The following is a 19,531-nucleotide window of genomic DNA, read 5'->3' on the forward strand; positions in this document are numbered from 1 at the left end:
TTTGAACGAACTTATCCTAGAACTTGAAGAAATTTCCCCGAAAGAATTTTTTGGTGCACAGAATGCCAATATAGTATTACTTAAAAAGTATTATCCTAAATTAAAAATCGTCGCTAGAGGCAATAAAATTAAAGCCTATGGTGATGAAGATTTGTTAGAAGAGTTTGATCTTCGGATGACAATGCTTATGAAACATTTTGGGAAGTATAATAAACTTGATGAAAATGTTATAGAACGTGTGCTAACAAGTCAAAGTAGCGACGATTATGCAACGTCTAAACAAAGTGGTGAAGTTATAGTACATGGAGTTGGAGGTAAACTGATAAAAGCGCAAACAGCTAACCAAAGAAAATTGGTGGAAAGCATGCGTAAAAACGATATGGTTTTTGCTATAGGACCTGCAGGAACAGGAAAAACCTATACTGGCGTAGCATTAGCTGTACAGGCATTAAAAAACAAAGAAGTTAAACGAATTATACTAACGCGTCCTGCAGTTGAAGCTGGTGAAAATTTAGGGTTTTTACCTGGAGATTTAAAAGAAAAATTAGATCCGTATATGCAACCTTTATATGATGCATTACGCGATATGATTCCTGCTGAAAAATTGGAGAGCTATATCGAAAAAGGCGTGATTCAAATAGCACCTTTGGCTTTTATGCGTGGTAGAACATTGGATAATGCTTTTGTTATTTTAGATGAAGGACAGAATACAACGCACAATCAAATGAAGATGTTTTTGACTCGTATGGGTAAACATGCTAAATTTCTATTAACAGGAGATCCAGGTCAGATTGATTTACCAAGACGAACGATTTCTGGGTTAAAAGAAGCTTTGTTAGTATTGAAAAATGTAGAAGGTGTTGGCATGATCTTTTTGGACGATAAAGATGTGATTCGTCATAAATTGGTTAAGAAAATTATTGCAGCATATAAAGAAATAGAAAATAGAGATTAAGAGCGTATAGAGTTATGAGTAATACTATAATAGATAGTAATTTTAATTTTCCTAATCAAAAAAGTGTATATAAAGGTAAGGTACGTGCGGTTTATAATTTAGCTGATGATATGTTGGTTATGGTCGCTACAGATCGTTTAAGTGCTTTTGATGTAGTGATGCCTAAAGGTATTCCGTATAAAGGGCAAATCTTAAACCAGATAGCAACTCAGATGATGAAAGCTACCGAAGATATAGTTCCTAATTGGTTATTAGCGACACCAGATCCTAATGTTGCTGTAGGTCATTTATGCGAGCCTTTTAAAGTAGAAATGGTGATTAGAGGTTATATGTCTGGCCATGCAGCACGTGAATATAAATTAGGAAAACGCATGTTGTGTGGCGTATCTATGCCCGAAGGCATGAAAGAAAATGACAAATTTCCATCTCCAATAATTACACCAGCGACAAAGGCTGAAATGGGTGACCATGATGAGGATATATCTAGAGAGGATATTTTAAGAAAAGGTATTGTATCTGAAGAAGATTATCTCATCTTAGAAGATTATACACGTAAATTATTTCAACGCGGCACTGAAATTGCGGCCAGTAGAGGTTTAATACTTGTAGATACTAAATATGAGTTTGGTAAAACTAAAAATGGGAAAATTGTATTAATTGATGAAATACACACGCCAGACTCTTCACGTTATTTCTATGCTGATGGATACCAAGAGCGTCAAGATAACGGAGAGGCACAAAAGCAACTCTCTAAAGAGTTTGTAAGACAATGGTTAATTTCTAATGGTTTTCAAGGTTTAGAAGGACAAACTGTACCTTTTATGTCTGATGATTACATAGAATCTGTAAGTGAGCGTTATATTGAACTTTATGAAAATATTACAGGAGAAACTTTTGTAAAAGCGGATGTAACAGATATTCAAAATAGAATTCAAAAAAACGTAGAAGCGTATTTGTCCAATTAAAAACCTATAGTACGTTCTGTTTGTCGTTTAGCATCTTTTATAACATCATAATATAAAAAATCAACGACTTCACTGACAGAACGATGCATTGGTATCCCAGACCAACTATGTGTACCTCCATGAATTGAAAACATGTAATAAGATTTGCCAAGACCTTTCAAACGATCTGCAATAGCTCTAGACCCGTATAGAATCATATATCCATCTGATTCAGGAGAACAATAGTGATGTGCTGCTATATGATAAGGTACTAGATTATCATTGGTTCCATGAAATAATTGGGTAGGTATAGCTTTGTCTTTATCTATATATTTTAAAGTAGTTATAGCACCAGCCATACTAATAATACCAGCAAACTTAAAATCTTTAGGCAATATATTGTCGTTATATACATAAGCCAAATTTAATACTGCTTCACCACCAGCACTTGTGCCAGAAATTATTATTTTTTCAGGATTGATATTAAACAGAGAATCGTTATCTATTAGATATTTTACAGCTAAGCTTAAATCTTCAGATGCAGTATTAAAAGCTTCAATCTTATTTTCTGTTTTTGTATTGCAGTCAAAACCGAGTTTCTTCATAATTAAGCGATAAGAAATGGATGCTACTGCATAACCACGCTCAGCAATTCGGTTAGCAAATTGTACAGAGTTAGCATCATCGCGTTGTCCACCAGAAAATCCGCCACCATGAACATAAACTAAAAGTGGAGTAGGTTCATTAATTAATGTTGGTTTATAAAAATCGAGTTGAAGACTGTCTTTTTTACTAAACGTATGATAAGTATGTGTTGTTTTTAAAACAGGAGAAACACTATCTAAATATCGAGTTTGTGCTAAACTAAACTGTAGTATAAAAAAAGCTATAAATAAGAGTTTTAACCTCATGTTTTTGTAATATGTCGAAACGATTAGCGATTACCTTTCACGTTTTTAAATAAACGTCTTAAATGCGAATAAACATAGGCATTTGTTTTAATATAATAAAATGAAATAAAACAAACCAGTATTAAGAAAAGGATAGCGCCAATGATAGCTTGCCATGGAGATAATGTTTTACCGATAAGATAGCTTAAGCCAAAACCAGTAAAACTGCCATATATAATTATAAAATGTATAACGTATATAGATAATGTTTTTTGCCCAATTTTTAAAAGTAACGGAAACTTTATATAGCGTTCAAAACCATAGAAAAATGCAAAATATAAAAAAACGTTACCTAGACGTGTAAAGAGATAATTGTAATTAGCAGATTGATAGAGTAATTCTATATTAGTGAGTTTATAAATTTCATTAAGTATAAATGAGGAATACTCTATAAGCACAAAACCAATAGTTGTTAAACTTAAGACTGTAAGTAATTTAAATCGTTTTTTATTAAGGTGCCAATAAAAACTAGTAGCTAAGTATGCACCAAAAGCCATATATCCAAACCAAGGTATAATTGTAAATATTGAACCATTATTTTTTGAAATATAATTCGCGAAAACTAAAGGTATATTTTCTACGTTTAAATTTCTGTATAGGGGTTCAGAAAGAAATATGCCAATACCTAGTATTAATATGCTTATAGAGAAGATTAAGCAATTTTTACGACACAAATAATATATTAAAACAATTATAATTAAGGATAACCCAATGCATTGTAAAACATCAATAACAAGAAAATAAGTATTAAACTCACCAATTAACCATGTAAAAAAAGGAATTCGTAAAAGATAACCTAAAGCAATAAGAACGATGCCTCTATTAATCCCTTTACGCATGCGCATTTTTTCTTGCCCTTTTTCTTTAGCCTTTAATAATAGATATGTAAAGATTAATCCAGATATAGTGAAGAATGTTGGGGCGGTAATACCTCTAAAATAAGACCAAGTTTTAAATGCTATGTTAGACATGTCTCTATGCGTTTCCGCTAAAAGACTATCTATAAAATGACCTTGCAGCATCATTAATATGGCAAATGCACGTACGGCATCAATAAAATAAAGGCGATTGGTGTTCAAAAACTATTAATTGAGCCTGCAATTTAAGAAAATTTTAACAATACTGTTTTTGCATATTATATCTTATATTTAGGCTTTTAAATTTTTAAGATATTGGAAACATTAGATAAAATTATTGCAGAGTTCTCATCATTAGCTTGGGGTTTACCATTATTAATATTGTTAATTGGTGGCGGTTTATACCTCTTAATTCGATCTCGGTTTCTACCATTTAGATATATTGGTCATGCCATAAGTATATTACGAGGCAAGTATGATGATCCTAATGACCCTGGTCAAATTTCTCATTTTCAAGCTTTAACAACAGCATTGTCGGCTACAGTTGGTATGGGAAATATAGCAGGAGTTGCAGTGGCTATTTCTATTGGTGGTCCTGGAGCTGTATTTTGGATGTGGGTTAGCGCAGTAATAGGTATGTCTACAAAGTTTTTTACATCAACTCTAGCCATTTTATATAGAGGAAAAGATAGTGCAGGCGAATTGCAAGGAGGCCCAATGTATTTTATAATGGAAGGCCTTGGTAAATCATGGAAACCATTAGCCGTATTTTTTAGTTTTGCAGGCCTAATCGGTGCATTGCCAGTATTTAACGTTAATCAATTAACACAAGCGTTAAATGATATTTTATTAATTCCTAATGGAGTAGAAGTAGGTTTAGGTTCTAATATTGTAATAGGTTTAATTCTAGTAGGTATAACGGCATTAGTTATTCTTGGAGGTATAAAACGTATTAGTTTAGTAGCTTGTCGGTTAGTGCCTAGTATGGTTTTGCTTTACTTTATTTTAGTGTTAATTATTCTTATTTCTAATAGTGATGTTCTATTAAAATATTTAAGCCTAATTTTTACAGATGCTTTTGCTGCTAATAATTTTAAAGGGGATCCTTTCTTAGGTGGTGTAATAGGAGCTTTAATTTTACACGGTATTAAACGTGGAGCGTTTTCAAATGAAGCAGGTATTGGTACAGCACCAATGGCACACGGAGCGGCAAAGACAGATGAACCTGTAAGAGAAGGTTTAGTTGCAATGTTAGGTCCTGCAATAGATACATTAGTAGTTTGTACATTAACAGCTTTAGCGATTTTAGTTACTGGAGTATGGGAAACAACAGGAGATAATGGTGTAAGCTTAACTGCATCTGCTTTTGGAAGCGTTATGCCAACATATGGTAAATATGCTTTACTTATTTGTATCACAGTGTTTAGTATGAGCTCATTATTCTCATATTCATATTACGGAACTAAATGTATGTCTTTCTTATTTGGAGCTGATAAAAAAAAATACTACAATTACTTCTATATCCTTAGTATTTTAATTGGAGCAACAACATCACTAAGTATGATGATTAACCTTATTGATGGAGTTTTTGCATTAATGGCTATACCTACTATGATAGCTACTATAGTTTTAGCTCCTAAAGTTATTACTGAGACGAAAGCATATGTTTCTAGATTAAAATCTAATCCATAATGTTAGAAAAAATAGAGCTAAGTCATATTGTATATAGATTTAACATTTTAGATACTTAAAGCTAAACAATACTTTATCATTTTATAATTATAAAACAGTGTTAAAATTAAAAAACACTATTGTATAACTTCTACTTTTGCCTTTCTCAAAAAAAAAGAATAGATGACAACAGCCGCATTAATTATTATAATCATCGGTATTTTTTGTGGTTTTTTTGTACAAACCGTTGTTGGTTTTGCAGGCGCATTAGTAGCTATGCCTATATTGCTGTTTGTATTAGATTTGCCAGAAGCAATTTCATATATCACAATATTTTATGCCATAGCAAGTATTTATCTGGTATATATAGAACGTAAAAATATCAACCGCAAAGTTGTTTTAAGACTAATAATATCCTCGTTTATAGGTACTGGTATTGGTACATCGCTATTAACGTTGGGTAGCCCTGATGTTCTTAAAAGAGCTTTAGGGGTATTTATAATAGCTTATGTTATATATGCATTTTTTAATAACAATAAAAAAAGAAATTGGTCTAAGCTAGAATTTTTGTTTGGTTTATTAGGAGGCTTTTTTTCTGGTTTATTTTCAATTGGCGGCCCATTATATGTAATAATTGTTAAAAATGTTACTCCAGATATTAATACTTTTAGAGCGACAATGTTCGGTGTTTTAGGCGCAGTAACATTTATACGAATTCCGTTTTTAACATATTCTGGCGTAATGACATTAGAACATTTGTATTATTCCTTATACATTTTACCATTCTTTATTTTAGCTATTATTCTAGGAAAAAAAATGTATTCAGTTTTAAATGAAAATCTATTAAAAAAAGGACTTTTAGCTCTGCTTCTTGTATCTGGAATTGTTCTAACATTTTAAAGTATAAAGTTTTCGTATTTTTAGGTGCTTTTAACTTTAAAGCAAAAACTATTGTGTTTTAATAAGTTTTATTAATTAGTAGTAATGAGTAATTATCATATAAAACATTTAGAAGAATATTTTCAAGTATATAGAAAGTCAGTTAATAATCCTGAAGAATTTTGGGAAGAGATAGCTGAAGAACATTTTATTTGGAGAAAAAAATGGGATTCAATTTTAGAATGGGATTTTTCTAAACCAGAAGTAAAGTGGTTTGAAGGAGCGCAACTCAATATTACTGAGAATTGTTTAGATAGGCATTTAACAACCCGAGCAGATAAAACAGCAATTTTATTTGAACCCAATAATCCAGAGGAACCTTCAGAGCATATTACATATAGACAGTTACACGAGCGTGTATGTCGATTTGCAAATGTGCTTCATGATAAAGGGATAAAAAAAGGGGATCGTGTATGTGTTTATTTGCCAATGATTCCTGAATTAGCAATCTCTATTCTAGCTTGCGCACGTATTGGCGCCATACATTCTGTTGTATTTGCAGGATTTTCCTCTACAGCATTATCAACACGTATTAATGATTGTGATGCTAAAATGGTGATAACATCAGATGGTGGCTATCGTGGAGCAAAAACTATAGATTTAAAAACAATTGTCGATGAGGCTTTGGAAGATTGTCCCGGAGTAAAAGATGTATTAGTAGCTAAACGTATTCACTCTGAAGTTGATATGAAATCAGGAAGAGATCATTGGTTACAACCTTTATTAGAAGAGGCTTATAGTGATTATACTGCAGAGATTATGAATGCAGAAGATCCTTTATTTATTTTATATACGTCAGGATCAACAGGAAAACCAAAAGGAATGCTTCATACCACAGCTGGTTATATGGTATATTCAGCATATACATTTAAAAACGTATTCCAATATAAAGAAAATGATGTGTATTGGTGCACTGCTGATATTGGATGGATTACAGGACATAGCTATATTGTATACGGACCATTAGCAAACGGAGCAACTACAGTTATGTTCGAAGGTGTTCCTAGCTATCCAGATTACGGACGCTTTTGGAATATTGTTCAAAAACATAAAGTCACTCAATTTTATACAGCACCAACAGCAATTAGAGCATTAGCCAAACAAGGCACAGAGTTGGTAGATAAATACGATTTATCATCACTTAAAGTATTAGGTACAGTTGGTGAACCTATTAATGAAGAAGCATGGCATTGGTATAACGATAATGTAGGTAAAAAGAAAAGCCCAATTGTAGATACATGGTGGCAAACAGAAACAGGTGGAATTATGATTACCCCAATTCCGTTTTCTACACCAACCAAACCTACCTATGCCACTCTGCCTTTTATAGGTATACAACCAACATTAATGGATGAGAAAGGGAATGAGATAAAAGGAAACAAAGTAGATGGACGTTTATGTATTAAATTTCCATGGCCGTCTATGGCAAGAACGATATGGGGAAATCATCAGCGTTATAAAGACACTTATTTTTCTGCATTTGAAAACATGTATTTTACTGGAGACGGAGCATTGCGAGACGAAGTAGGTTATTATAGAATTACGGGTCGTGTAGATGATGTTATTATTGTTTCAGGTCATAATATAGGGACAGCACCTATAGAAGATGCAATTAACGAGCATCCTGCTGTAGCTGAGTCTGCTATTGTTGGTTTCCCTCATGATGTTAAAGGCAGTGCGCTCTATGGCTACGTAACACTTAAAGATATGAGTGAAGACAGAAATCATGATAATCTCAGAAAAGAAATTAACCAAGTGATTACTGAACATATTGGACCTATTGCTAAACTCGATAAAATTCAATTTACCGATGGTTTACCAAAAACGCGCTCTGGTAAGATTATGCGTCGAATCTTGAGAAAGATAGCCTGTAAAGAAGCAGATCAATTGGGAGATATTAGCACATTGCTTAATCCTGAGGTAGTACAAAATATTATGGATGAAGCCTTATAAAATAGATAGATGTTAAAAGCGGTATTATTTGATATGGATGGAGTGGTTGTAAATACAGAACCATTACATCATAAAGCATATTACAAAATGTTTTCAGATGTAAACATAGAAGTATCTCAAGCATTATACGAATCGTTTACAGGTCAATCTACTATTACTATTTGTAGGTACTTAGTAGATCACTTTAATTTAAAACACGAACCAGAAATTTTAGTGCAATTAAAACGTAAACATTTTAAGTATTTGTTTGAAAATGATACATCACTTACATTAATTGATGGCGTATTAGAACGTATTAAAGATTACTATAATAATGGATTAACTTTAGTTTTGGCATCATCCGCATCAATGCCTAATATTAATAGAATATTTGAGCGTTTTGATTTAAATCAATATTTTATAGCTAAACTTAGTGGTGCAGATTTAAAAGCATCAAAACCGCATCCTGAAATTTTTATAAATGCAGCAAAAGTTTCGGGTTACAAAACGGAAGAGTGTGTTGTTATTGAAGATTCAACTAATGGGATGTTAGCATCTAAAGCAGCTGGTATTTTTTGTATCGGATATCACGGTGATATTAAATCAACTCAAGACTTTAGTTTAGCAGATTATGTGATTAAAGATTTTTCTGAAATTGAATATTTAAAATTAAAGTCAATTTTCGCATAAAACTTGTAACAATTTCGGTTATAAATCGTCTTACAAGAAATTCTTATCGTTATGAAAAAAGCTACCATTCTATTATTGCTAATGTTGATCACTTCAGTAATAAGCGCTCAAAATAAAATTCCTCAAGATGTAAAAGATCATATTAAAACTAGAGTGGATCAAGGATTTAATATGGGTATAGCTGTAGCGCATATTGATGGTGACGAAGTAGAATATTTTAATTATGGAAAAACAGCTAAAAATGGATCCGACGTAACAAATACAACAGTATTTGAAATAGGCTCTATTTCTAAAACATTTACAACAATACTGTTAGCTGAGCAACTATTAAATGGTAGTATGAGTTTAGATGATCCGGTGTCTAAATATTTACCTAAAGATAAAAAAGTTCCATCAAGAAATGAGAGACAAATTACTTTAAAAGATATAGCAACACATTCATCTGCTTTACCTAGAATGCCAAACAATTTTAATCCAGCTGATGGAAATGATCCATTTGCAGATTATGGTGCTGAGGAGCTTTTTACATTTTTATCATCTTATGAGTTGACAAGAGATATTGGAGCTCAATACGAATATTCAAACTTGGCTATGGGTTTACTTGGTTACATTTTAGAACTTCATACAGGAAAAACATATCAAGAACTGATAACAGAGAGAATAGGAAACCCGTTAAAGATGAACGATATAAACGTAAGAGTCTCTCAAGATATGCAAAAACGATTGGCTATTGGTCATAATGAAGAAGGTAATGCAGTAGCAAATTGGAATTTTGATGTATTAGCTGGTGCTGGAGCATTAAAATCTACAACTGAAGATATGGTAAAATTTATTAAAGCTAATATTAATGGAGATGATTCAGATTTAGCTAACGCGATGAAATTAACACACCAAGCTACTTATAGTGCGCCATCTCAAAATCTTGAAATAGGATTAGCATGGCATTATGCGGTTAATAATACTATTGTATGGCATAATGGTGGTACAGGTGGTTATAGAGCTTTTGCAGGATTTGTAAAAGGAACAAACAAAGGAGTAGTAGTCTTAACTAACAGCTCTGAGTCTGTTGATCAAATAGGTTTAAAATTATTAAATCCATCATTACAACTTACGTTACCTAAAAAACAAGTTCATAAGGAAGAAATTGAAATGTCTAATGAAATTTTAGACACATATGTTGGTGAATATGAATTAGCTCCAAATTTTATAATAACTGTAACACGTAAGGATAACAACTTATTTCTTCAAGCTACAGGACAACCAGAATTTCAGGTTTTTGCATCAGCAAAAAACGAGTTTTTCTTAAAAGTAGTAGAGGCTAGTATAACGTTTAATGTAAATGACCAAGGGAAAGTAGAAAGTCTAACTTTACATCAAAATGGACAAAATGCTCCTGGAAAAAAGATTAAATAGAAAAAACAAAGATTAATTATCCTTTTTCTTTTTCTTCTTTTTCTTCTTCTTTTTGATGTTTTTCTTTGCGTCACTCTCACTAAATTTACCAGTGATAAAATCATTAACCTTAACCATGTCGGCTTCAGATATTATAGTTTTTAACTCGGCAAAATGAGCTTCATTAAATAATTTCTCAGCATCTTCACGCTCTCTAGTAGAAGCAAAAGGAAATTTGTAAAACTCATTCTTTTTTTCAAAATAATCATTAAGCGTTTGCTTTATAATTTCTTTTTGAAATTCATCAGCTTTCAAAGTGCTTAAAAAATTAGTAATTAATTCTTCCTTACGTTCTTCAAGTTTCTTTGCAAATCTTTCTTTTTGTGCTTCTGAAGGTGGTTGATTTTGAGTAGCTGCCGATTGTGTGCGTCTTAAAGGATCAATACCTCTTCTACTACGGTTATTGTATTGACCAAATACCGTGATGCTAATCATTGCAAAACATACAAATAATAAAATTTTCTTATTCATAATATATAGCATTTATATAATATCTAATATTTTTTCAGGTGGACGACCTATAATAGCTTTATTTTCATTAATAACTATTGGGCGCTCTATAAGTTTTGGATATTTTACCATAGCAGTTACAATATCACTGTCACTTAATGTTTTCCCTTTATATTGTTCTTTCCAAATAGCTTCATTAGTTCTTACTAAATCTATTGGATTGATGCCCAATTTACTAATAATTTCATTAAGTTCTTTTTCTGTAGGTATATTTTCTAAATAAGTAACAACTTCAAAATCGACATTGGCGTCTTTTAGCAACTCTAATCCTTGCCTAGATTTTGAACATCTTGAGTTGTGGTAAATAGTAATCATTTTATGCTGAATTTATTTCGTAGCTTTTATTAAACAATTATTATGCCGTATCTTTTTGCCCCATCATCATTAGGTAAGCTTTTAGAAACGGTTCTAAATCTCCATCCATAACAGCATCTACATTGCCAGTTTCATGAGTAGAACGCACATCTTTAACTAACTTATAAGGATGCATAACATAGTTGCGAATTTGACTGCCCCATTCAATTTTCATTTTGCTAGCTTCTATATCTTCACGTTGCGCCATTTGTTTTTGTAATTCTATTTCGTATAACTGTGACTTAAGCATTTGCATAGCCCGAGTTCTATTATCGTGCTGAGAACGGGTTTCAGAACATTGAATTTGTATACCTGAAGGTTTATGTAATAGCTGAACTTTAGTTTCTACTTTATTTACATTTTGTCCTCCAGCACCACTAGATCTAGCAGTAGTAATTTCAATATCAGCAGGATTAATTTCTATTTCTATAGTATCATCAACTAACGGATAGACATACACAGAGGCGAAACTGGTATGGCGTTTAGCATTGCTGTCAAACGGTGATATGCGTACCAAACGGTGTACACCATTTTCACCTTTTAACCAACCAAAAGCATATGCGCCTTCTATCTCTAATGTTACAGTTTTTATCCCAGCAACATCTCCTTCTTGCAAGTTGAGTTCTTTAACTTTAAATCCACTTTTTTCTGCGTACATTAAATACATACGCATTAGCATGCTCGCCCAATCACAACTTTCAGTGCCACCAGCACCAGCAGTTATTTGTAATACAGCACTAAGACTGTCTCCTTCATCAGAAAGCATGTTTTTAAATTCTAACTTTTCAATAGCATGTGTCGCTTTTTTATAGCGAGATTCAACATCTTCTAAAGTGGCTTCATCCTCTTTATAGAATTCGTAAATAATCTCTAAATCTTCATGTAAAGTTTGTGCGCTACCAAAATCGTTAACCCAACTTTTCTTTTCTCGTAATGATTTCATAACAGCTTCAGCTTTTTTAGAATCATTCCAAAAATTTGGATCAAACGTTTGCTCTTCTTCGTTACTAATTTCTATGCGTTTAGCATCTAAGTCAAAGATACTGTCTAAGTGCGTCTAGACGGGAATTAAGATCTTTTATTTGATCTGATGTAATCATGTATTGTTATAATTTTCACAAATATAATGACGTGTTTTAAAAGCACACTATTTTTGAATCACTTTTTATAAGATTTTCCGTAGTTTTAAGCTTCAAAATTTTAAAATGAAAAACAAACTTCTAACCGCCGTTATTTTGCTTGCTTGTTTTAGTCTGCATGCTCAAATTCTTAAAAAAACCAATTTAAAATCCTATTCAGGTTATTTCGATTTTTATTACGAAGATTCTACGGATAAAATTTACTTAAAAGTTAAAAAACTAAACGAAGATTTTCTCTATGTAAACTCTTTAGCTTCTGGTGTTGGTAGTAATGACATAGGTTTAGATAGAGGACAATTAGGGAGTACACGTGTAGTACATTTTAAAAAAGCAGGTAATAAGTTATTATTAGTTCAGCCTAACCAAAATTATAGAGCTATAACTGACAATATATTAGAGAAAAAAAGTATAGAGCAAGCATTTGCGAAATCTGTATTGTTTGGCTTCAAAATTTTATCTCAAGACAAATCAGAATACGTTATAGATATTACACCATTTTTAATGCAAGACGCACATGGCGTTGCTGGTCGATTAAGAGGTCGAGGAGAAGGATCGTATAAAGTAGATGCTTCAAAAAGCGCATTGGCTTTAGAACGTACTAAAGCATTTCCTGAAAATGTTGAATTTGAATCTTTATTAACTTTATCTGGTCAACCAACAGGAAGAAATTTAAGAAGTGTTACTCCTACGGGTTCATTGGTAACCGTAATTCAACACCACTCATTTGTAAAATTACCAGACAGTAATTACAAACCAAGAGCGTTTGATCCTCGTAGTGGATCCATTTCCATATCGTATTTAGATTATGCAACACCGATACAAGAGCCGATTAGAAAACGCTATATCACACGTCACCGTTTAGAAAAGAAAAACCCAAACGAAGCTATTAGTGAGGCTAAAGAGCCTATTATTTATTATTTAGATCCAGGTACTCCAGAGCCTGTACGTTCTGCTTTGTTAGAAGGAGCACGTTGGTGGAATGAAGCTTATGAAGCTATTGGTTTTAAAAATGCATTTCAAGTTAAGATGCTTCCAGCTGATGCGGACCCTATGGATTGCCGCTACAACGTCATTCAGTGGGTACACCGTTCCACTCGCGGTTGGAGTTATGGTGCTTCTGTAACTGACCCAAGAACCGGTGAGATTATAAAAGGTCATGTGAGTTTAGGGAGTTTACGCATTCGGCAAGACTTTATGATTGCTCAAGCTTTAATGAATAAACCTTTTGCAGAACGTGATGATAATTATCAACCGATGTTAAATATGGCATTAGCCCGTATTAGACAATTAAGTGCTCATGAAGTTGGCCATACTATTGGGTTTGCTCACAATTTTGCTGCAAGTACAAACAATAGAGCATCAGTTATGGATTATCCACATCCTAAATTGTCTATGGTTAATGGAAATCTAGATATAAGTAATGCTTACGATACAGGTATTGGTAATTGGGATAAAGTGACTGTTGCTTATAGCTATTCAGATTTTGGAAATATTACAAATGAAAAAGGTGTTTTAAATACTATTTTAAAGAAAGCTCAAGACGACGGTTTACGCTTTATTTCAGATTCAGATGCTAGAGCTGCTGGAGGAGCTCATGCTTTAGCACATTTATGGGATAATGGCAGTAGTGCAGCTGAAGAATTAAATAATGCCTTAGAGTTAAGACAAAATGCAATTTCAAATTTCTCTAAAGATAATATTAGAAGTTACGAACCTTATTCAGTTCTAGAAGATGTATTTGTGCCTTTATATTTTTATCACCGTTATCAAGTTGAAGCAGCTACTAAAGTTATTGGAGGTTTAGATTATAACTATGCTGTAAAAGGAGACGGACAATTAATTACAGCACCAGTACCACCAAAATTACAAAAAGAAACACTCGATGCTATTTTAAAAACCTTATCTGCAAAAACCATAGCTATTCCAAAAGATAAACTAAGATTATTTCCACCAAGAGCTTTTGGTTATGGACGTTCTAGAGAATCTTTTTCGAGTAAAACAGGAGTTGCTTTTGATCCGTTGAGTGCGGCTAATACTGCTAGTGACATGACTTTACGCTTTTTATTACATCCACAACGAGCAAATCGTATGGTTCAGCAAAAAAGTTTGGATGACAGTCAAGTTGGATTACTAGATGTATTGAATACTTTAATTAAAAATTCATTTCAAAAAAGACAGTCTGAAGCTTATCTAAACGAAGTTCAACAGCAAGTCAATGGTAATGTGTTAAAATACATAATGAATTTGGCGGTAAATAATCAAGGGTATTTTCAGGTTAATGCTATTGCTAACAAAGCAATTAATGATTTAGAAGCTAGTTTATCAAATTCAGTTTACGATATGCAATTCAAAGCAATTATAAAAGAATTTAGAACACATCCAGAAAAGTTTAAATTAGAAATTTCTCCAAGAATACCTGATGGTTCCCCAATAGGGAGTGATATCTGTACTTATAATAATTAAAATAAAATCCATTTCTCAGAGAATAATATGGTTATAGATTTAAGAAGTGATACGGTAACAAAACCAACTAAAGGCATGTTAGATGCTATGCTTAATGCAAATGTTGGTGATGATGTATATAAAGAAGACCCAACTGTTAATGCCTTAGAAGAGCGTCTTGCCAATATGTTTGGTATGGATCAAGCTTTGTTTTTTCCTACGGGTAGCATGGCAAATCAAGCGGCTTTGAACTTGCACACTAATCCTGGTGAACAAGTGATATGCGATAAATATGCACATATTTTTAATTATGAAGGTGGCGGAGCTTCTTTTAATAGTGGTTTGTCTTGTAAATTAATAGATGGTGATCGTGGTATGTATACAGCGGAACAAGCTAAAGCGGCTATAAACCCACCAGATTTTTATCACAGCCCATTAACATCATTGATAGAGATTGAGAATACAACAAATAAAGGAGGAGGAGCATGTTGGGACTTTGAAGAATTAAAACGTATTCAAAATGTAGCTAAAGACAATGGCTTAGGTTATCATTTAGATGGAGCTAGACTTTGGAACGCTTTGGTTACTAAAAATGAAACAGCTTTGCAATATGGCAAATTGTTCGATACTGTCTCGGTGTGTTTAAGTAAAGGCTTGGGTTGTCCAATAGGCTCTGTATTAATAGGCAGTAAAGAATTGATGCAAGGAGCATTACGCGTACGAAAGATATTAGGTGGAGGCATGAGACAAGTTGGTTATTTAGCAGCAGCAGGTTTATACGCTTTAGATCATCATTTAAATCGTTTAACAGAGGATCATAAAAAGGCAACAGAAATAGGTGAGGTGCTTTCTAAACTACCAGCGATTAAAAAAGTAGAACCTATTGAAACTAATATTGTCATTTTTGAAGTACAATCGCATATAGACGATACAGAGTTTGTCAATACTTTAAAAGAAAAGGATATTCAGATTATAGGTATGGGAAGCGGTAAATTGCGAATGGTAACACACTTAGATTATACCGATGCTATGCATGAAAAATTATTAGACACTTTAAGCAAAATGTAACGATTAAGCCACTAACTGGTATAAAAGTATTATAATCCTGGAATATTTGGCATGCCTTCTTTAGCGACAGCTGCAATTTCCGCTTCATTAATATTAGTAGCTTTTTCTATAGCTTTATTAAGTGTAAGAATTAAATAATCTTCTAACATTTCTTTATCTGCTAGTAGATCTTCGTTTATATCTATGGTTTTAAGTGTTCTATTAGCGGTTATGGTTACTTTTAATTTGCCATCATTACTAGCCTCATCTATTAAAACGGTATGTAATCGTTCTTTTGTTTCTTCTACTTTCTTTTGGGCTTCTTTTAATTTATTCATCATGCCCATCATATCACCAAACATAATCGTGTCTTTTAAAATTAATATGATGTAAAATTAGTAAATTGCTCAGCTTTTTAGATTAAAAAATATCATAAAATAATGACTAAGATTTCAGAAGTTAAACCACCTATAGCAAAGAAGATTCCAAAAACATTACAAGCGCATAATGACGCTAGAGTAGATAATTACTTTTGGATGAATGATAGAGAAGATGAAAATGTTATTTCTTATCTAAATTCAGAGAATGCCTATTGCGAAGCTAAAATGGCACATACCAAAGACTTTCAAGCTGATTTATTTAAAGAAATGAAAGCAAGAATTAAAGAAGATGATGAGTCGGTGCCCTATAAATATAATGGCTATTGGTATATTACTAGATTTGAGAAAGGTAAAGATTACCCTATTTACGCTAGAAAGAAAGAAAGTTTAGATAATCCTGAAGAGTTACTTTTTGACTGTAACAAAATGGCAGAAGGTCAAAGTTATTTTAAACTTGCGGGTATTAGTATAAGTCCAGATAATAAAAAAGTAGCATACGGCATCGATCTTACAGGAAGGCGTAACTACACCATACAAGTTAAAGAAATATGGACAGATAGACTTTTAGAAGATACAATATTAAACACAACAGGATCTTCTAGTTGGGCTAATGATAATGAAACTTTATTTTACACAAAAAAGGATGAAAAAACTTTAAGAGCTTTCCAGATTTTAAAACACAAACTCGGGCAAAAAGAAGATAGATTAATGTATGAAGAAAATGATGACACCTTTGGTGTAACAGTATACAAATCTAAATCTCGAAAATATATTATTATAGCTTGTTACAGTACGCTAACTAATGAATATCATATATTAAATGCGGATACACCAAACGAAAATTTCAAGATTTTTCAACCAAGGAAAAGAGGATTAGAGTATAGTATATCGCATTATAATGGTCATTTTTATATTCTTACCAATAAAGATGAATCTACCAATTTTAAATTGATGAAAACATCAGAATCTCAGCATAATATTGAGAATTGGGTAGATGTCATTCCGCATAGAGAAGAGACTTTATTAGAAGACCTCAATATTTTTAAAAACTATTTAGTTCTTAGCGAGCGTACTAATGGTCTTAATAAAATTAGAGTGATACGATGGGATGGCACTGATGACTATTATTTGCCATTTGCATCCGAAACATATACTTGCTTTACAAGTACAAATGTAGATTTTGATACAGAGGTGCTTAGATATAGCTATAATTCTATGACAACACCAGCTTCTGTAATAGATTTTAATATGGCCGATAAAACAGAAGTGGTTTTAAAAGAACAAGAAGTTTTAGGAGGAGCTTTTAATAAAGAGAATTATACAGAAGAGCGTATTTGGGCAACAGCCGAGGATGGAACAAAAATCCCTATGTCTGTTGTTTATAAAAAAGGGATTATAAAAGATGGCAGCAATCCTGTTTTGCAATATGCCTATGGATCATATGGGTCAACTGTAGATCCTTATTTTTCAACCGTAAGGTTAAGTTTGCTTGATCGAGGTTTTATATATGTTATTTCGCACATTAGAGGTAGTGAATATCTAGGTAGGCATTGGTATGAAAACGGAAAATTATTAAATAAAAAGAATACATTTTCAGATTTTATAGCGTGTTCTAAACATTTAATAAAAGAAGGTTATACATCAGCAAAACATTTGTATGCTATGGGAGGCAGCGCAGGAGGTTTATTAATGGGAGTTGTAATTAACAATGCACCAGAATTGTATAATGGTGTTGTAGCAGCTGTACCATTTGTAGATGTTATGACAACAATGTTAGATGATTCTATCCCTTTAACTACAGGCGAATATGACGAATGGGGAAACCCTAACGAATTAGAATATTATGAGTATATGAAATCGTATTCTCCATATGATAATATTGAGCAAAAAGGATATCCAAACCTTTTAGTTACAGCTGGTTTACATGATTCTCAAGTGCAATATTGGGAACCCGCAAAATGGGTAGCTAAACTTAGAGAGTTAAAAACGGACAATAATCAGTTGTTTTTAAAAACTAATATGGATGCTGGCCATGGAGGTGCTTCAGGACGTTTTGAGTCGCTTAAAGAAGACGCACTAGAGTTTGCCTTTTTGTTAGATTTAGAAAATGTTAAAGCCTAGTTAAAAAAAATGTTATTTTTGCCCGATTTTAGATTACAATGATTTAATTTGTAACTGATTAATAGCTTTTATGAAAGAAAATAATAATGTTTATAACAGTGTGCTTCAATTAATTGGTAGTACGCCGCTTATTAAATTGAATAAGATAACAGAAGGATTTAAAGGTGATTTCTATGCTAAAGTAGAAGCTTTTAACCCTGGTCATTCATCTAAAGACCGTATTGCACTTCATATTATAGAGGAGGCAGAACGCCAAGGTATTCTAAAACCAAATGATACAATAATAGAAACTACATCTGGTAATACAGGCTTTAGTTTAGCAATGGTAAGTATTATAAAAGGGTATAAATGTATTTTAGCAGTAAGTTCTAAATCGTCTCCAGATAAGATAGATATGCTTAAATCTATGGGAGCAAAAGTATACGTTTGTCCTGCTCATGTTAAAGCAGATGATCCAAGATCGTATTATGAGGTAGCAAAACGTTTACATAGTGAAACCAAAGGTTCAATATACATTAATCAATACTTTAATAAATTAAATATTGATGCACACTACAAAACTACTGGTCCTGAAATATGGAAACAAACAGAAGGTCAACTAACACATCTTGTAGCTTGCGGAGGAACAGGTGGAACTATTTCAGGAATTTCTAAATATTTAAAAGAACAGAATCCAGATATTAAAGTTATTGGTGTAGATGCTTATGGTTCTGTGATAAAAAAGTTTCATGAAACTGGTGAGTTTGATGAAAAAGAGATATACCCTTATCGTATAGAAGGTTTAGGGAAAAACTTAATACCATCTTCTATGGATTTTGACGTCATAGATAAATTTGTAAAAGTTACAGATTCTGATAGTGCTCACACAGCGAGAGAAATTTCGCAAACAGAAGGCTTATTTATTGGGTATACTAGTGGTGCTGCAATGCAAGCTTTAAAACAATTAAATGAAGAGGAAGAATTTAATGAAGGAGATAAAGTTGTTGTTGTATTTCCAGACCATGGATCAAGGTATATGAGTAAGATTTATAATGACAAATGGATGGAAGACCAAGGGTTTTTAGATAAGGATCCTGTTATTTCTTCTAATATTGAATATATTAAATAGAAAAAACAAAATTATTAAAAGACCTATTAGAATTGATTTT

Annotated in this window: 17 protein-coding genes; 11 read left to right on the forward strand and 6 right to left on the reverse strand. The window is 32.5% G+C overall.

Features of this window, described 5'->3' with window-relative positions; genetic code table 11:
• Position 1: 1 nt before the first annotated feature.
• Complete coding sequence (locus tag K8Z87_RS08235; RefSeq protein WP_227477023.1) at positions 2-955, forward strand: PhoH family protein; 954 nt, start codon at positions 2-4, stop codon at positions 953-955.
• A 14-nt stretch (positions 956-969) separates the two neighbouring features.
• Positions 970-1,920: a phosphoribosylaminoimidazolesuccinocarboxamide synthase gene (locus K8Z87_RS08240; protein ID WP_227477024.1), complete on the forward strand. Its 951-nt coding sequence runs from the start codon at positions 970-972 to the stop codon at positions 1,918-1,920.
• Here the strand turns inward: K8Z87_RS08240 and K8Z87_RS08245 are convergent.
• Together K8Z87_RS08245 and K8Z87_RS08250 are read right to left on the reverse strand one after the other, a co-directional pair.
• On the reverse strand, positions 1,917-2,810 hold the full coding sequence (locus tag K8Z87_RS08245; RefSeq protein WP_227477025.1) for an alpha/beta hydrolase: 894 nt from the start codon (positions 2,808-2,810) through the stop codon (positions 1,917-1,919). The two genes, K8Z87_RS08240 and K8Z87_RS08245, sit on opposite strands and share 4 nt — an antisense overlap.
• Positions 2,811-2,833: 23 nt before the next feature.
• Positions 2,834-3,928: a heparan-alpha-glucosaminide N-acetyltransferase domain-containing protein gene (locus tag K8Z87_RS08250; protein ID WP_227477026.1), complete on the reverse strand. Its 1,095-nt coding sequence runs from the start codon at positions 3,926-3,928 to the stop codon at positions 2,834-2,836.
• Between the two features lie 93 nt (positions 3,929-4,021).
• Here K8Z87_RS08250 and K8Z87_RS08255 point away from each other — a divergent pair, with 93 nt between their 5' ends.
• The 5 genes from K8Z87_RS08255 (at position 4,022) to K8Z87_RS08275 (ending at position 10,351) form a co-directional block, all read left to right on the forward strand.
• The gene (locus tag K8Z87_RS08255) at positions 4,022-5,398 is read left to right on the forward strand and encodes an alanine/glycine:cation symporter family protein (RefSeq protein WP_227477027.1); all 1,377 of its coding nucleotides are present in this window, start codon (positions 4,022-4,024) and stop codon (positions 5,396-5,398) included.
• 162 nt (positions 5,399-5,560) lie between these two features.
• Positions 5,561-6,277 (forward strand): sulfite exporter TauE/SafE family protein, encoded by a 717-nt coding sequence (locus K8Z87_RS08260; protein WP_227477028.1) that lies wholly within the window; start codon positions 5,561-5,563, stop codon positions 6,275-6,277.
• A gap of 84 nt (positions 6,278-6,361) precedes the next feature.
• Positions 6,362-8,269 carry an acetate--CoA ligase gene (acs, locus tag K8Z87_RS08265; protein ID WP_227477029.1) on the forward strand — a complete coding sequence of 636 codons (1,908 nt, stop codon included), beginning with the start codon at positions 6,362-6,364 and terminating at the stop codon, positions 8,267-8,269.
• A 9-nt stretch (positions 8,270-8,278) separates the two neighbouring features.
• On the forward strand, positions 8,279-8,938 hold the full coding sequence (locus K8Z87_RS08270) for an HAD family hydrolase (RefSeq protein WP_227477030.1): 660 nt from the start codon (positions 8,279-8,281) through the stop codon (positions 8,936-8,938).
• A gap of 51 nt (positions 8,939-8,989) precedes the next feature.
• A complete protein-coding gene (locus K8Z87_RS08275; RefSeq protein WP_227477031.1) occupies positions 8,990-10,351 on the forward strand; it encodes a serine hydrolase in 1,362 nt (453 codons plus the stop codon).
• Between the two features lie 12 nt (positions 10,352-10,363).
• Here the strand turns inward: K8Z87_RS08275 and K8Z87_RS08280 are convergent, their stop codons facing one another.
• The 3 genes from K8Z87_RS08280 to prfB form a co-directional block, all read right to left on the reverse strand.
• Positions 10,364-10,861, reverse strand: a complete 498-nt coding sequence (locus K8Z87_RS08280; protein ID WP_227477032.1) for a hypothetical protein — start codon at positions 10,859-10,861, stop codon at positions 10,364-10,366.
• A gap of 12 nt (positions 10,862-10,873) precedes the next feature.
• On the reverse strand, positions 10,874-11,215 hold the full coding sequence (gene arsC / locus K8Z87_RS08285; RefSeq protein WP_227477033.1) for an arsenate reductase (glutaredoxin): 342 nt from the start codon (positions 11,213-11,215) through the stop codon (positions 10,874-10,876).
• Between the two features lie 40 nt (positions 11,216-11,255).
• A protein-coding gene (prfB, locus tag K8Z87_RS08290; RefSeq protein ID WP_227477034.1) for a peptide chain release factor 2 occupies positions 11,256-12,354 on the reverse strand; the annotation gives its coding sequence in 2 pieces (ribosomal slippage) (positions 11,256-12,290 and positions 12,292-12,354; 1,098 coding nt in all).
• A 105-nt stretch (positions 12,355-12,459) separates the two neighbouring features.
• Between prfB and K8Z87_RS08295 the strand changes: the two genes are divergently transcribed.
• On the forward strand, positions 12,460-14,856 hold the full coding sequence (locus K8Z87_RS08295) for a zinc-dependent metalloprotease (protein ID WP_227477035.1): 2,397 nt from the start codon (positions 12,460-12,462) through the stop codon (positions 14,854-14,856).
• A gap of 27 nt (positions 14,857-14,883) precedes the next feature.
• Complete coding sequence (locus K8Z87_RS08300) at positions 14,884-15,903, forward strand: threonine aldolase family protein (protein ID WP_227477036.1); 1,020 nt, start codon at positions 14,884-14,886, stop codon at positions 15,901-15,903.
• Positions 15,904-15,932: 29 nt separating this feature from the next.
• On the opposite strand, the gene K8Z87_RS08305 is transcribed toward K8Z87_RS08300, so the two are convergent.
• The gene (locus K8Z87_RS08305) at positions 15,933-16,244 is read right to left on the reverse strand and encodes a YbaB/EbfC family nucleoid-associated protein (protein WP_227477037.1); all 312 of its coding nucleotides are present in this window, start codon (positions 16,242-16,244) and stop codon (positions 15,933-15,935) included.
• A gap of 78 nt (positions 16,245-16,322) precedes the next feature.
• Here K8Z87_RS08305 and K8Z87_RS08310 point away from each other — a divergent pair, with 78 nt between their 5' ends.
• Both K8Z87_RS08310 and K8Z87_RS08315 read left to right on the forward strand, forming a co-directional pair.
• The gene (locus K8Z87_RS08310; RefSeq protein ID WP_227477038.1) at positions 16,323-18,383 is read left to right on the forward strand and encodes a S9 family peptidase; all 2,061 of its coding nucleotides are present in this window, start codon (positions 16,323-16,325) and stop codon (positions 18,381-18,383) included.
• Between the two features lie 70 nt (positions 18,384-18,453).
• Positions 18,454-19,491, forward strand: a complete 1,038-nt coding sequence (locus K8Z87_RS08315) for a PLP-dependent cysteine synthase family protein (protein WP_227477039.1) — start codon at positions 18,454-18,456, stop codon at positions 19,489-19,491.
• The last annotated feature ends 40 nt before the right edge of the window (positions 19,492-19,531 follow it).

Origin of the sequence: Winogradskyella immobilis (genome assembly GCF_021887715.1) — a bacterium.
Classification (GTDB): domain Bacteria; phylum Bacteroidota; class Bacteroidia; order Flavobacteriales; family Flavobacteriaceae; genus Winogradskyella; species Winogradskyella immobilis.

Coding starts and splice junctions, on each gene's coding strand:
- K8Z87_RS08240 (WP_227477024.1), top strand. CDS start 970: ATGAGTAATACTATAATAGATAGTAATTTTAATTTTCCTAATCAAAAA.
- K8Z87_RS08245 (WP_227477025.1), bottom strand. CDS start 2,810: ATGAGGTTAAAACTCTTATTTATAGCTTTTTTTATACTACAGTTTAGT.
- K8Z87_RS08260 (WP_227477028.1), top strand. CDS start 5,561: ATGACAACAGCCGCATTAATTATTATAATCATCGGTATTTTTTGTGGT.
- acs (WP_227477029.1), top strand. CDS start 6,362: ATGAGTAATTATCATATAAAACATTTAGAAGAATATTTTCAAGTATAT.
- K8Z87_RS08270 (WP_227477030.1), top strand. CDS start 8,279: ATGTTAAAAGCGGTATTATTTGATATGGATGGAGTGGTTGTAAATACA.
- K8Z87_RS08275 (WP_227477031.1), top strand. CDS start 8,990: ATGAAAAAAGCTACCATTCTATTATTGCTAATGTTGATCACTTCAGTA.
- K8Z87_RS08280 (WP_227477032.1), bottom strand. CDS start 10,861: ATGAATAAGAAAATTTTATTATTTGTATGTTTTGCAATGATTAGCATC.
- arsC (WP_227477033.1), bottom strand. CDS start 11,215: ATGATTACTATTTACCACAACTCAAGATGTTCAAAATCTAGGCAAGGA.
- K8Z87_RS08295 (WP_227477035.1), top strand. CDS start 12,460: ATGAAAAACAAACTTCTAACCGCCGTTATTTTGCTTGCTTGTTTTAGT.
- K8Z87_RS08300 (WP_227477036.1), top strand. CDS start 14,884: ATGGTTATAGATTTAAGAAGTGATACGGTAACAAAACCAACTAAAGGC.
- K8Z87_RS08305 (WP_227477037.1), bottom strand. CDS start 16,244: ATGTTTGGTGATATGATGGGCATGATGAATAAATTAAAAGAAGCCCAA.
- K8Z87_RS08310 (WP_227477038.1), top strand. CDS start 16,323: ATGACTAAGATTTCAGAAGTTAAACCACCTATAGCAAAGAAGATTCCA.
- K8Z87_RS08315 (WP_227477039.1), top strand. CDS start 18,454: ATGAAAGAAAATAATAATGTTTATAACAGTGTGCTTCAATTAATTGGT.